We start from the raw sequence: 12,972 nt of genomic DNA, 5'->3' as shown, positions 1-12,972 counted from the left end.
TCACCTCGAGTGAGTGGCAAAATATCCTATGGAATACGCTACGATCGCATAGAACGCCTTCAAAAGTTAACTTTAGTTTAGGTAAAACTCTTGCAAACGCTACCCGCGATGCACTTATGATTAGGCGTGAATCAATCGCCGATTCGTCGCTATAGCCATAAGTAAACCAAAACCAGCTAGCAATGTCACCATCGATGTACCACCGTAGGAAATTAACGGTAATGGGACACCCACGACCGGTAGCAGTCCTGAAACCATACCGATATTGACTAACACGTAGATAAAAAAGGTCAGTGTCAGACTACCCGCTAGCAATTTTTGATACACCCGCTGCGCGCGGTTGGCGATAATCATGCCACGAAAAATGATGAAGCCGTACAGCAATAAAAGCCCCAACACGCCAATAAGTCCAAATTCTTCACTGAAGACGGAGAAAATGAAATCGGTGTGTCGCTCGGGTAAAAATTCGAGTTGCGACTGGGTGCCTTGTAACCAGCCTTTACCTTCGATGCCTCCCGAGCCAATGGCGATTTTGGATTGGATGATTTGATAGCCAGCCCCGAGCGGATCCCGTTCCGGATCGAGGAAGGTCAACACGCGCTGGCGTTGATAGTCACGCATCAGGAACATCCAGAGGATGGGCACAAATGAGCCTACGGCGACCAGAAAAAACGTAATCAAACGCCACGACATGCCGGCTAAAAATAGTACAAAAATACCCGATGAAGCGATCAACAGCGAGGTGCCGAGATCGGGTTGCTTGGCAATCATCAGCACCGGAATAATCAATAAAATAAAGGCCATAGCCAGACGACCAAGGGTCGGCGGCATGCCTTGCTCAGAAATAAACCAGGCGATCATCATAGGAACCGCCAATTTCATTAATTCGGAGGGCTGGATGGTAACAATTCCCAGATTAAGCCAGCGCTGGGCACCCTTGCTGCTCTCGCCCACTAATAGCACTGCCAAGAGCAAAGCAATGCCAAGCGCAAACAGCGGCAATGACCAACGTTGAACGGTATCGAGCGGGATTTGGGCAATCACGAACATGGCAAAAAATGCGGCACCAATTCGAATTGCTTGGCGTTCTGTCATGCCAAGGTCTTGACCACTTGCGGAGTAGACCGTGACGATACTCACCAGAGCGGTAATGAATAAGGCGATAAACAGTGGCGCATCAATGTGCAGCCGTTGTAGCAGCGATGGGCGTTGGTGATCATGGTGCATTGGCAACTACCTTGTCTACTTTAAAGTAGGCGTCGAGTAATTGGCGTGCCATCGGTGCAGCGACGCTACTACCACCACCGATCACGTTCTCGGCGGCGACTACCACCACAACTTCAGGCGCTTCAACCGGAGCGAAGCCAATATACATCGCGTTATCACGAAAACGTTCGTCAATCGCCTCGGCATCGTATTCTTCGTCTTGGCCAATACTTTTTACTTGAGCAGTACCGGTTTTACCTGCCGAAGTGTAAGGGGTATCACTGAAAGCTCTGCGCGACGAACTTTTAATACTAGTGACAACACCCTGCATAGCATCTAAAGCGATTTGCCAATGCTCGGGATTCTTCAATTGCACTGGCGGTCGCTCTTCTACCACCGCAGGCAATTCGATGCCACCATCTCGAATCGCGCGCAACAGGCGTGGAACTGGGCGTTTACCGCGATTTGCTAAGACCGCAGTTGAGACGGCAAGCTGCATCGGTGTCACCGTCCAGTAACTTTGCCCGATACCTATGGAAACGGTTTCGCCCGCGTACCAAGGTTGATTAAAGCGAGCACGCTTCCAGCCTCGACTCGGCATCACTGCTGCGGACTCTTCGCCAATATCTATGCCGGTGCGCTCACCAAAGCCGTATTGCGTCATGTGCTCGGAGATAGTATCGACCCCAAGTTTCAGTGCAAGGTCATAGTAATAGGTATCACAACTCTCGATGATCGCTGTATTGATATCAACCCAACCATGGCCCCAAGACAACCAGTCACGGTAGCGATGATTAACTCCTTTGATTTGATACCAACCTGGATCCCAAATGCGGGTGTCAGCGGTCACAATACCTTCTTCAAGGCCGACAATGCCAAGGTGCGGTTTGATCGTCGAGGCGGGCGGGTAACCGCCTTGAGTTGCGCGATTCAGCAACGGGGAGTGGCGCGAATTCAGTAGGCTTTGGTACTGTGCTACGGTAATGCCCTGCGCGAACCAGTTCGGGTCGTAACTAGGCTGACTGACCATCGCCAAGATTGCGCCATCGCGTGGGTCCATCAAGATCAAGCTACCACGATTATCCGCGAGAATCTCTTGTGCGGCCTGTTGCAACTCGACATCTATTTCAAGCACTAAATCTTGACCGGGGATAGGTGGTTCAACAGCAAGTGTGCGTAGTTGGCGCCCGTGAATATCTACTTCAACTTGTTGATAACCAACAGTGCCATGTAGTTGCTCTTCGTAATAGCCCTCAACACCCAATTTACCGATGGTGCGAGTGGCTGCATAGTTAGCGGCAACACCAGCGGCTTTCAGACGCTCGGCATCGCGTTGATTGATTTTTGCAACATAACCCAGAGCGTGAGTGAGTGCTTCGCCATAGGGGTAGTGACGAACCAGTCGAGCTTCGATACTAATACCGGGATATTCATGCTGGCGCGCAGCAAAAGTGGCAGCCTGCTCTTCGCTGAGTTGATCAAGCAAGATAACTTGCTCAAACCGTCGTTCACGTAGGCGATTGCGCTCAAAGCGTTCAAGGTCTTCGGTGGTCAAGCCAAGTAGCTCAGTGAGGTCAGCGAGTGTTTGTTCGAGATTAGGCACTCGTTCAGGAATTAACTCCAAACTCAAAACCGGCCGATTTTCAGCAAGAATCCGACCGTTACGGTCATAAATAATGCCACGATTAGGGGCGAGGGGAACAACCTTGATACGGTTGTCATTAGAGCGCGTTTGAAATGTTTGAAACTCGACCACTTGGAGTTGGTACATGTTGACTAACAAGACACTGAAAACCGCCACCACTACAACTAAAGAAAATATCACCCGGCGGCCAAATAAAGCTGCCTCAGCGTGACGATCTCGAATAGCGGTACGGCGTTTTCTCATAGTTAATCGCGATGGTAAGGGTGGTTATTATTAATACTCCAAGCCCGGTACAGCGCCTCTGCAACGATCACGCGCACCAGTGGGTGCGGTAAAGTGAGCGGGGACAAGCTCCAGCGTTCATCGGCAATGGCACAACATTCGGCAGCAAGCCCTTCAGGTCCACCGATGAGCAGACTGACATCGCGACCATCCATTTGCCAATGACCGAGTCGTTCAGCAAGTTTTGGGGTATCCCACGGGCGTCCATTTACCTCGAGCGTTACCACGCGGTTACCTTTGCCAATGGCAGTTAACATTGCGTCACCTTCTTGCTTAGTCAGGCGCGCAATGTCGGCATTTTTACCCCGTTTGCCAGCTGCAATTTCAATAAGTTGTAGCTGACAATCGGCAGGTAGACGTTTTGCGTAAGTGGTAAAGCCAGTGCTGACCCAATCAGGCATTTTTTGGCCCACTGCAATCAGCTGAATTCGCATTAACGCGGACCCCAGAGCTTTTCTAATTCGTAAAAGTCACGAATCGATTCTTGCATGACGTGCACCACTACGTCACCTAAGTCGACTAACACCCATTCTGAGCTGTCATCGCCTTCAACACCTAGCGGCGGCACACCGTGATGTTTGGCTTCGGTGGCAACATGATTGGCTAGGCTCTTCACATGGGTTTTCGAGTTGCCTGAGCAAATCACCATAAATTCGGCTATATCGGTTTGATCGTGGACATCGAGAACTTTGATGTCACGACCCTTTAAGTCTTCAAGTTTATCGACCACGAAGTCGCGTAATTGTTCTGCTTGCAAAGAAAATTTCTCCAGAAAAAAGCCCACATCGGGCAAATCGTAGTTATTTTACAAAATGGCTTGCAAAAATGCCGATAAGTTTACCACGACTAGCAGCGAAAAGCAGTGCCTGAGCACTGGGGTTACTTGGCTAAATAAAGGCCTTGTTGTTGAATATAATCAGCGACTGCTGGGGCGACCCAGTGTCGCCATTCACCGCCGCTGGCAATGGCGTGGCGCAAGCTGGTAGCCGAAACATCGATAGCTGGAGTCGCTAGGGTGAGGATGTGACCCGCTGTGCGCTGATGAAGGTCCTCACACTCGGTAGCCCGATGCTGTTGGTACAAGGCTTGGACTGTCGGCGACCATTGGCTGGCATGATGTGGACGTTGCATGACTGCCAGATGTGCATGGCTTAACAGCTGTTGCCAACCGTGCCAGGTATCGAGTTTAGCGAAAGCGTCATCACCTAATAAGAATACCAGACTATCGGTGGGCCACTGTGCGCGCATCTGTTGCAAGGTCAAGAGGCTGTAGGAGGGCCCCTCACGGCGTAATTCACAATCATCAACGTAGACTTGCGGCAGCTCGGCGTAAGCTAGTTCGGTCATGCGTAGTCGTTGTGTTGCGCTGGCGCCAGGGTAATCCCGATGGGGCGGTTGTGCACTAGGGACCACATGCATGCAGTCGGCGCTCAAATGCGCAAAAGCGCTCAGAGAAGTTTCGATGTGTCCGCGGTGAATCGGATCAAAAGTGCCGCCAAAAATAAGTCGTAACATGTTCTATAAACTCGGCGCTTGCTGCGGGGCGCACAGTAAGATCAGCAAGTGCGTATAAAGTGTCGCGAGCGACTCACCGGAGTCACGTTTAAAAGCATATTCTAGGCGCACAAGTAACTGACTAACTTGGGCCATGTGGCTCGTTGTGAGACGTTTGGCGAAGGCTCGATAAGCAGGCTCTTGATTACGCCAGATGCCCAGTGCCATAAGCTCGCGTTGGCCAAGCCCTTGACCAAGTTTCTCTGCTTGCTGCAAGGCTTGTAATTTTTGCCATTCACGTTGCAACATCCAATTCAAAATCGCCACTTCTGTCTCTTCGGCGAGTAGGCGTTGCAGCCGTTTGAGTGCGGTAGTTAAATCACCAGCAACAATTGCGTCTTGCAAGGCAAAGACTGTGAAGCGACTTTGATCTTGGCTCACTGCACTGAGGGCTTGCGCAGTAATGGGCGCGGGGACATCGCTAAGCGCTAGCTTCTGCAATTCTTGATCAAGTGCGAGCAGGTTGCCCTCGTACCAATCGGCGAGTAACTGCACTGCATCATTCGCTAGGCTGAGTTGATAGCGTTGTGCACGCTGCTGCACGAAGCGCGGCATCTCCCGTCGGTCGGGACTATTGGCTTGCAGCATCGGCCCAGCTTGTTGCAGCAACTGAAACCATTTAGCTTTTAATTGCTCTTGTTTGAGTTTCGGCCCCGTAAGTACCAAGATTTGGTCGTCGGGAAGTTGCTCACAGTAACGTTTTAGGGCGTCAGCACCCTCACGTCCGGGCTTTGCTTCTGGTAGTTCAAGCTCGATTAACCGTTGCGTTGAAAATAGCCCCAAGTTTGCGCTTTCATTATGCAGTTGTTGCCAGTCAAATTGACCGTCTTGCACCCAGCGTAAGCGTTCATCGATACCTTGTTGTCTTGCTTGCTGACGAATCAATTGTAGGGTGTCATCAATGAGCAGGGGACTATCGCTGAAAATTCCGATAAGCGCGGGCAAGCCGTGTTGCTTGAGTTGCTCCGGAAGCTGCGCTAGTTGCATGGTTTTACTCGCTAGTGCTGGCGCTGACGCGCGCGATCACTTGCCGCAGAAGTTGCTGTGCTGCCTGTTCCCGCATTTCTGCAACGATAATTTCACGCTCACGCGTTTTTGCCAAGGCGAAATTAGGATCATCTTGGTAGTCGCGAAACACTTCCACTTCTAGCGCGGCACTGCGACCCTGAGGATCACGCAACAGGTAATTGACTTTATAAATCAGTTCATACTCTGCAACTTGGCCACTCGCCGATAAGCTCAAGGTACGCCGCGTCAGAGTGTCGTCAACAATTTCAACTTGATAGACACCGGACTGCTCAACGAGCTCGATACCTGCTTGCGTGAAGCGATCTTTAGCTTGCTCGGCAAACTCACTGAATTGCGGCGCCTGTAGTTGCATTTGTTGCAGTTGATCAGGGAGTTGATAACTCCCTTGTAAGCGAAAACCACAACTGCTCAAAACAACAATTGACGTTAGCAAGAGTGCGCATTTGAGCAGTTGAGTCATAGCCAGTTCAAACCTTAGTTAGCAACAATATTGACCAGTTTTCCTGGCACATAGATTTGTTTCCGAATGGTTTTCTCGGTGATGAAGCGTTGCACGTTTTCGTCGGCTAAAGCCGCCTCGATCACCGTTGACTGATCGGCATCTGCGGCGACTTCGATTTTACCGCGCACTTTACCGTTCACTTGCACTACCACGAGAATACTGCTCGCTACCAAGGCGCTGGCATCAACTTGTGGCCACTCGGCAAACACGATGTCATCTTGGTGCCCTAAATGTTGCCACAAGACCTCACTTAAGTGCGGTGTAACTGGAGCCAACATCAATACGACGGCGTCTAGCGCTTCACGCATAATGCCACGGTCCACTGGGCTTTCGAGCGGCGCTTTCTGTAGCCGATTCAACAGCTCCATGATCGCGGCAATCGCGGTATTGAAGTTCTGCCGGCGCCCCATGTCATCACTGACTTTTTCGATAGTGCGATGTACTTCTCGACGTAACTCTTCTTGTGCGCTGTTTAACTGGCTAAAGTCGTTACTATGCTCAGCGTCAGCGTGCTCGAGATAGTCGGCAACTAAGCGCCAGACCCTGCGCAAAAAGCGCTGTGCACCTTCAACACCGGAATCTGACCATTCTAAGGTTGCTTCCGGTGGTGCGGCAAACATCATAAATAGCCGAACCGTATCGGCACCATATTTGTCGATCATCAATTGCGGGTCGATACCGTTGTTCTTTGATTTCGACATTTTCGTCATGCCGCCGTAGATGACTTCTTTACCATCGCTACGCAGGACTGCTTTAACGATACGACCTTTATTGTCACGTTCAACAATGTCGACATCAGTGGGTGAGTACCAAGTGATTTTGCCGTTTTCGGCCTCACGGTAATAGCTGTCGGCTAGCACCATCCCCTGCGTTAACAAGCGCTTAAACGGCTCGTCTGAGCTTACTAAGCCAGTATCACGCAGCAGTTTATGGAAGAAACGCGAGTACAGTAAATGCAAAATCGCGTGTTCAATGCCGCCAATGTACTGATCGACCGGCAACCAATAATTCGCTTGCTCCGGATCTAGCATACCGTCGTTGAAATTGGCGCTGCAGTAGCGAGCGTAATACCAGCTAGACTCCATAAAGGTGTCAAAGGTATCGGTTTCGTGTTCCGCAGGTTGCCCGTTGTAGGTGGTCTTGCGCCATTCTGGGTCGGCTTTGAGCGGTGACTGGGTGCCATTCATTACCACATCTTCAGGCAACTTAACCGGCAACTGCTCGGCAGGAACCGGGACCGAACTTCCATCGGGTAAGTTCAGCATGGGAATGGGGGCGCCCCAATAGCGTTGGCGTGATACACCCCAGTCGCGTAAACGGTAGTTTACTTGACGCCGGCCGATACCGCGCTGTTGCAGTTCGTCGGCAATAGCATTAAAGGCATCTTCGCTACTCAAACCAGAGTAAGGACCCGAGTTGATGGTCGTGCCTTTCTCGGTAATGGCGGCTTGCTGAATATCGTGTTCGCCTTGCGCTGGCTCGATAACCGGCACAATCGGTAACTGATACACAGTAGCAAATTCCCAGTCGCGCTGGTCATGGCCTGGTACCGCCATAATAGCGCCTGAACCGTAATCCATGAGGACAAAGTTGGCGACCCAAATCGGGAGCCGCTCACCGGTTAATGGATGCTCAGCAAAGAAGCCTGTGGCCATACCTTTTTTATCAATGGTGGCAAGTTCAGCTTCTGCCATCTTGGTATTTTTGATGGTTTCAATGAACGCAGCTAATTCAGGATTCGCGGCAGCGGCGCGTTGCGCGAGCGGATGTTGTGCTGCGACGGCCATGTAGGTGACACCGAACAGCGTGTCGGGGCGAGTGGTATAAACCGTCAGGTGCTCATCGCTGTCGACGATACTAAAATCGATCTCAACCCCTTCAGAGCGCCCAATCCAATTACGCTGCATAATTTTGACTTGCTCAGGCCAGCCGTCTAACTGGTCTAAATCAGCAAGTAATTCATCGGCATAATCGGTGATTTTGATAAACCACTGCGGTATCTCTTTTTGCTCAACTGGGGCACCCGAGCGCCATCCTTTACCGTCAATGACTTGTTCGTTGGCTAGTACAGTTTGATCAATGGGATCCCAATTGACGGTGGCATTCTTTTTATAAACCAAGCCCTTTTCATAAAGCTTAGTGAAGAACCACTGTTCCCAACGATAATAATCAGGTTTGCAGGTTGCCAGTTCACGTGACCAATCGTAGCCAAATCCGAGGGATTTTAGCTGCTTGCGCATATAGGCAATGTTTTCGTAGGTCCACTTCGCTGGGGCCGTTTCGTTAGCAATAGCAGCGTTTTCGGCAGGCAGACCAAACGCATCCCAGCCCATCGGCTGCAACACATTTTTTCCTTGCATGCGCTGGTAGCGCGAAACCACATCGCCAAGCGTGTAATTGCGCACATGCCCCATGTGGAGCTTGCCACTTGGGTAGGGAAACATCGATAAACAATAAAATTTTTCTTTGCCAGGTTGCTCGGTTACCTGAAAAACCTGATCATTTTCCCAGCGCTGTTGTACAGCTGCTTCAATGTGAGCTGGATCGTAATTATCCTGCGTTATTTTTGACATCTTTGAATCCATTGTTCGATGCTGTTGCTTACAGCGCGTACCACATTAACAGGGTAATGACTAAACCAGCGATACCGAAGAACGCGTACTCAACGCGCGCTTCTTGCTGTGCTTCCGCGTTATCCGGATCGCGGTGAAAGATAAACATGCCGAGGCTCGAAACGCCGAGCGTACCAGCGGCTGTTAGGATCGCAAAAAGAATGGCAGCAAAGATATTTTCCATGGTCTATTCCAACTCAGTATGATGAGAAACGAAATTGTGCATACAGTTTACTGATTTTGACGCCGAATGACTACGGGTATGGCGCCACAAATCAATACGAGTAGCGCAAAAATCCATGTTGCCCAACTACCGATGAGGCTATAGGGAGTGATTCCTTGCACCACTGGTACTTCAGCACTCAAGGTTGCCGCTTTAAATTGCGGTAACGCAGCGAGCCATTGCCCACGTTCATCAATGACCGCGGTGATACCATTGTTGGTCGAGCGAATTAGTGGGCGACCTAGCTCAATAGCGCGCATGCGAGCTATCTGCATGTGTTGTGCAGGTCCATGGGAACGTCCAAACCAAGTGTCGTTGCTGACTGTCAATAAAAAGTCAGTCGCTGGTGTGAAGTTAGCAAGCACCTGCTGTGGAAAAGCAATTTCGTAACAGATTGCTGTAGTAAGCAGCCAACCTTTGGCACGCAGTGGCTCCTGTCGATACTCACCACGGGTAAATGACGACATCGGTAAGTTAAACAATGGCGCTAGCGGACGCAACAGATCGCCAAAGGGAACGAACTCGCCAATGGGGAGCAATTGATGCTTTTGATAACGATTGGCATGGCCGTGCTGATACGCTTCTTGCACGCCATTGCTGGCATCTTGACCGAGTGCTATCACTGAGTTGTAGTACTGGTCTTGCTCAATATCGATAATACCGGTAATCAGTGCAGTTTCGGTTTTGCGCATTTCATCATGAATCACTGCCAGCACGTCATCGGTATAGGGTTCTGGCATGGTTACCGCAGATTCAGGCCAAACAATGAGGTCGTGTTCTGCGTACAACTGACGACTAAAATCGAGGTAACGATTGAGCGTTGGCCAGTGTTGATCGGGGTTCCACTTTATCGACTGCTGAATATTGCCTTGCACGATGCCAACTTTCACTACTTCACCGGTGCGCTCGATAGCAGTCAGTTGCGGTAACAGTAGAGGCGTAACGAGCAATAACGCTGCACTGGCAAGCGTTGGCCAGTAGCGTTGTTGGTAGGCCCGAAAAATGATGAGTGCGGTACTCACAATCACTAAGCTTAAGCCGCTCACGCCAAGCCAACTGGCGTAGTTCGCGAGCCAAGTGTCAGTTTGCGTGTAACCGAGTTCCAGCCACGGAAAACCGGTGAGCAACCAACCACGTAAGGCCTCCGCAAGTGCCCAAGTGAGAGGCAAACTCCAGTAGGCAAGTGGATGGACCCGCAGCGTCAGCCAACGCCAACTGAACAGCGCCAACGCTGGGAACAGACTGAGGTATAAGAACAGTAGTAGCAAGATACCTATTGAAGCCAGCGGATGAAGGCCGCCAAAGGTATCAATACTGACATAAATCCAACTCAGACTGGCGGTAAACCAACCAAAGCCAAAATAATAACCTAAACGCCACGCGTTACCGCTCGATTTGTTGTGAATCAACCCGATAAGTAAGCTTAACACCACAAACGGCAGCCACGCTTGATAGAAGGGGGCGTAGCTGAATACCATCAGCAAGCCTAAAACAAAACAAGCTACGCGAGTGAGCGCAGCTTGCCAGCGTCGTGATTGCCAGAACATGGCTTACGAATCCGTAGTGGTGGCCGGTGGTGGCTCAGGAAAGCTCACTTGCAGCTGTTGAATGCGGCGTTTATCGGCACTTGTCACTTTAAAGTGAATGTCTTGAATACTGATCTCTTCGCCGGGCTTGGGCAAGTGACCGAAACCATGCGCGACCATACCGCCGATAGTGTCGTATTCTTCATCACCAAACTGGGTACCGAAATAGTCGTTAAAATCTTCGATAGTGGTAAGTGCTTTCACCGAATAACGCGATTTGTTGATACGGCGAATATCAGCGCGCGTATCTTCATTGATATCGGTTTCGTCTTCGATATCACCGACGATTTCTTCGAGGATATCCTCAATCGTCACTAATCCCGAAACCCCACCGTATTCGTCAACAACGATCGCCATGTGGTAGCGTTGTGAGCGAAACTCTTTGAGCAACACATCCACGCGTTTGCCCTCAGGTACGATGACCGCGGGACGAATCACTTTATGCAGAGAAAATTCTTCGTCAGTCATGCCAAAACCATAGGACAACAGGTCTTTGGCAAGCAAAATTCCCTCGACGTGGTCTTTGTTCTCACTGACAACCGGATAACGGCTATGTTGTGAGTCAATCACGATAGGTAAAAAAGCATCAACCGTTTGATTGATATCGATGGTCACCATTTGCGAACGCGGCACCATAATATCGCGGACTTTAAGTTCAGCGACATCAAGCACGCCTTCAATCATTTCTTTGGTGTCGTTATCAATCAAGTCACGTTCTTCAGCGTCTTGAATGAGATCAACTAACTCTTCTCGACTGTTCGGTTCTCCGGTAAACAGTGCTAACAATTTGCTAGCCCATGATTTACGCGCAGAACCGTTGGTAGAGTGGGGATGGTCATCGCTCATTAGCGGGTAGTGCTCCGTTTATTCACCAACAGTGGCATAAGGGTCAGAATACCCTAATTCCGATAAAATTGAAGTCTCCAGCTGCTCCATATGTTCAGCTTCGTCGTCTTCAATATGGTCATAACCTAGCAAATGCAAGGTTCCGTGTACAATCATGTGGGCCCAATGTGCGACCAATGGCTTGTGTTGTTCGGTCGCTTCGCGTGCGACGACCGGGGCACATACCACCAAGTCACCCAACAAGGTCACAGGCAGAGGAATGGGGGCTTCAAATGGAAAAGACAAGACATTGGTCGCATAGTCGCGTTCACGGTATGTCTGATTGAGTTCTAAGCCTTCGGCTTCGTCCACAATACGTACTGTTAACTCACAGTCTTCCAGTTGCTGTTGGGCAGCGCTGATAGCGGCCGCGACCCAAGCTGTAAGCTGTTCAGTAGTCGGTAGTTCGCTCGCGGTGCTTGCTACCTGTCGATCGACCGCAAGGTTCATGCTTTAGGCTCTTCAAAACTCTCGTACGCTTGCACGATACGTTGCACGACTGGGTGTCGGACCACGTCGCCCGCTTGGAAGAAGGTGAAACTGACATCTTCAACATCACGCAGCACTTCGATGACATGGCGTAAGCCAGATTTTTGCCCGCGCGGTAAGTCGACTTGGGTGATATCGCCGGTGATCACCGCTCTGGAGTTAAAGCCGATACGGGTCAGGAACATCTTCATTTGTTCGCACGTGGTGTTTTGGCTTTCATCCAAAATGATGAATGCGTCATTGAGCGTACGGCCACGCATGTAAGCCAGTGGCGCGACTTCAATCACATTGCGTTCGATCAGCTTCTCAACTTTTTCGAAGCCAAGCATTTCGAATAGAGCGTCGTAAAGCGGACGTAAATAAGGATCTACTTTTTGCGCCAAATCGCCAGGTAAGAAGCCCAGTTTTTCACCTGCTTCAACCGCTGGGCGGGTAAGCAAAATGCGGCGGATTTCTTGACGTTCCAGTGCATCGACCGCGGCTGCAACCGCTAAATAGGTTTTGCCGGTGCCCGCAGGACCGACGCCGAAGTTCACATCATGGCTCAAAATCGCTCGAACATACTCAGCTTGATTATGATTGCGCGGCTTAATCAGGCCACGCTTGGTCTTGATGTGCGTCATTTTCTCAGCGGCGGGGTCGCCATGCCCTTGCTCAAGCACATTCGCCTGTTGAATCGCTAAATGCACTCGTTGAGGTTCGATTTCACCGGGTGCACCTTTGGCTGGCGCGGTTTCAACGTATAGTTCACGCAGCAGTTTCGCGGCGGCATTGACGGTGTGTTGCGGGCCAATCAAACGAAAATCTTGGTTGCGGTAAGTGATTTCGATGCCGAGGCGGCGTTCAATATGCTTTAAATTTTCATCGAAAGCGCCGCAAAGCTCAGCTAGGCGCCGACTATCCGCCGGCTCTAGTTGAATATCTAAAGTTGTGATCTTAGGACTCAAAAAAACCTCTAA

The 12,972-nt window shown here is 50.4% G+C and carries 13 protein-coding genes; all 13 read right to left on the bottom strand.

Translation table 11 applies throughout. The features are described 5' to 3' along the window. Window positions 1-120 precede the first annotated feature (120 nt). The 13 genes from rodA to IDAT_RS07820 all read right to left on the bottom strand — a co-directional run bounded on the left by rodA (window position 121) and on the right by IDAT_RS07820 (window position 12,960). Window positions 121-1,227 carry a rod shape-determining protein RodA gene (gene rodA, locus IDAT_RS07880; RefSeq protein ID WP_034732558.1) on the bottom strand — a complete coding sequence of 369 codons (1,107 nt, stop codon included), beginning with the start codon at window positions 1,225-1,227 and terminating at the stop codon, window positions 121-123. Then, window positions 1,217-3,094: a penicillin-binding protein 2 gene (mrdA, locus tag IDAT_RS07875; protein WP_034732550.1), complete on the bottom strand. Its 1,878-nt coding sequence runs from the start codon at window positions 3,092-3,094 to the stop codon at window positions 1,217-1,219. Before mrdA ends, rodA begins: the two co-directional genes overlap by 11 nt. 2 nt (window positions 3,095-3,096) lie before the next feature. Next, window positions 3,097-3,567, bottom strand: coding sequence for a 23S rRNA (pseudouridine(1915)-N(3))-methyltransferase RlmH (rlmH, locus tag IDAT_RS07870; protein WP_034732549.1), 471 nt, complete (start codon window positions 3,565-3,567; stop codon window positions 3,097-3,099). Further along, complete coding sequence (gene rsfS, locus IDAT_RS07865) at window positions 3,567-3,890, bottom strand: ribosome silencing factor (RefSeq protein ID WP_034732753.1); 324 nt, start codon at window positions 3,888-3,890, stop codon at window positions 3,567-3,569. Before rsfS ends, rlmH begins: the two co-directional genes overlap by 1 nt. A 122-nt stretch (window positions 3,891-4,012) precedes the next feature. Beyond that, window positions 4,013-4,648, bottom strand: coding sequence for a nicotinate-nucleotide adenylyltransferase (gene nadD, locus IDAT_RS07860; RefSeq protein WP_034732548.1), 636 nt, complete (start codon window positions 4,646-4,648; stop codon window positions 4,013-4,015). Between the two features lie 3 nt (window positions 4,649-4,651). Next, window positions 4,652-5,674, bottom strand: a complete 1,023-nt coding sequence (holA, locus tag IDAT_RS07855) for a DNA polymerase III subunit delta (RefSeq protein ID WP_051986655.1) — start codon at window positions 5,672-5,674, stop codon at window positions 4,652-4,654. Window positions 5,675-5,678: 4 nt separating this feature from the next. After that, on the bottom strand, window positions 5,679-6,176 hold the full coding sequence (locus IDAT_RS07850; protein WP_034732547.1) for an LPS-assembly lipoprotein LptE: 498 nt from the start codon (window positions 6,174-6,176) through the stop codon (window positions 5,679-5,681). 14 nt (window positions 6,177-6,190) lie between these two features. Further along, window positions 6,191-8,791, bottom strand: coding sequence for a leucine--tRNA ligase (gene leuS, locus IDAT_RS07845; RefSeq protein ID WP_034732546.1), 2,601 nt, complete (start codon window positions 8,789-8,791; stop codon window positions 6,191-6,193). A gap of 28 nt (window positions 8,792-8,819) precedes the next feature. Further along, the gene (locus IDAT_RS07840; protein WP_034732545.1) at window positions 8,820-9,014 is read right to left on the bottom strand and encodes a hypothetical protein; all 195 of its coding nucleotides are present in this window, start codon (window positions 9,012-9,014) and stop codon (window positions 8,820-8,822) included. 47 nt (window positions 9,015-9,061) lie between these two features. Next, window positions 9,062-10,600, bottom strand: coding sequence for an apolipoprotein N-acyltransferase (gene lnt / locus IDAT_RS07835; RefSeq protein WP_034732544.1), 1,539 nt, complete (start codon window positions 10,598-10,600; stop codon window positions 9,062-9,064). A 3-nt stretch (window positions 10,601-10,603) separates the two neighbouring features. Next, a complete protein-coding gene (corC, locus tag IDAT_RS07830; protein ID WP_034732543.1) occupies window positions 10,604-11,485 on the bottom strand; it encodes a CNNM family magnesium/cobalt transport protein CorC in 882 nt (293 codons plus the stop codon). An 18-nt stretch (window positions 11,486-11,503) separates the two neighbouring features. Further along, window positions 11,504-11,974 (bottom strand): rRNA maturation RNase YbeY, encoded by a 471-nt coding sequence (gene ybeY / locus IDAT_RS07825; protein WP_034732542.1) that lies wholly within the window; start codon window positions 11,972-11,974, stop codon window positions 11,504-11,506. Next, window positions 11,971-12,960, bottom strand: a complete 990-nt coding sequence (locus tag IDAT_RS07820; RefSeq protein WP_034732540.1) for a PhoH family protein — start codon at window positions 12,958-12,960, stop codon at window positions 11,971-11,973. The genes ybeY and IDAT_RS07820 overlap by 4 nt, the downstream gene beginning before the upstream one ends. Window positions 12,961-12,972: the final 12 nt, after the last annotated feature.

The sequence above is a fragment of the Pseudidiomarina atlantica genome (assembly GCF_000753735.1).
GTDB lineage: Bacteria > Pseudomonadota > Gammaproteobacteria > Enterobacterales > Alteromonadaceae > Pseudidiomarina > Pseudidiomarina atlantica.
Note: the sequence above shows the minus strand (reverse complement) of the source record. Positions and strands in the feature narration are given on the sequence as shown.

Coding starts and splice junctions, on each gene's coding strand:
- rodA (WP_034732558.1), bottom strand. CDS start 1,227: ATGCACCATGATCACCAACGCCCATCGCTGCTACAACGGCTGCACATT.
- mrdA (WP_034732550.1), bottom strand. CDS start 3,094: ATGAGAAAACGCCGTACCGCTATTCGAGATCGTCACGCTGAGGCAGCT.
- rlmH (WP_034732549.1), bottom strand. CDS start 3,567: ATGCGAATTCAGCTGATTGCAGTGGGCCAAAAAATGCCTGATTGGGTC.
- nadD (WP_034732548.1), bottom strand. CDS start 4,648: ATGTTACGACTTATTTTTGGCGGCACTTTTGATCCGATTCACCGCGGA.
- holA (WP_051986655.1), bottom strand. CDS start 5,674: ATGCAACTAGCGCAGCTTCCGGAGCAACTCAAGCAACACGGCTTGCCC.
- IDAT_RS07850 (WP_034732547.1), bottom strand. CDS start 6,176: ATGACTCAACTGCTCAAATGCGCACTCTTGCTAACGTCAATTGTTGTT.
- leuS (WP_034732546.1), bottom strand. CDS start 8,791: ATGTCAAAAATAACGCAGGATAATTACGATCCAGCTCACATTGAAGCA.
- IDAT_RS07840 (WP_034732545.1), bottom strand. CDS start 9,014: ATGGAAAATATCTTTGCTGCCATTCTTTTTGCGATCCTAACAGCCGCT.
- lnt (WP_034732544.1), bottom strand. CDS start 10,600: ATGTTCTGGCAATCACGACGCTGGCAAGCTGCGCTCACTCGCGTAGCT.
- corC (WP_034732543.1), bottom strand. CDS start 11,485: ATGAGCGATGACCATCCCCACTCTACCAACGGTTCTGCGCGTAAATCA.
- ybeY (WP_034732542.1), bottom strand. CDS start 11,974: ATGAACCTTGCGGTCGATCGACAGGTAGCAAGCACCGCGAGCGAACTA.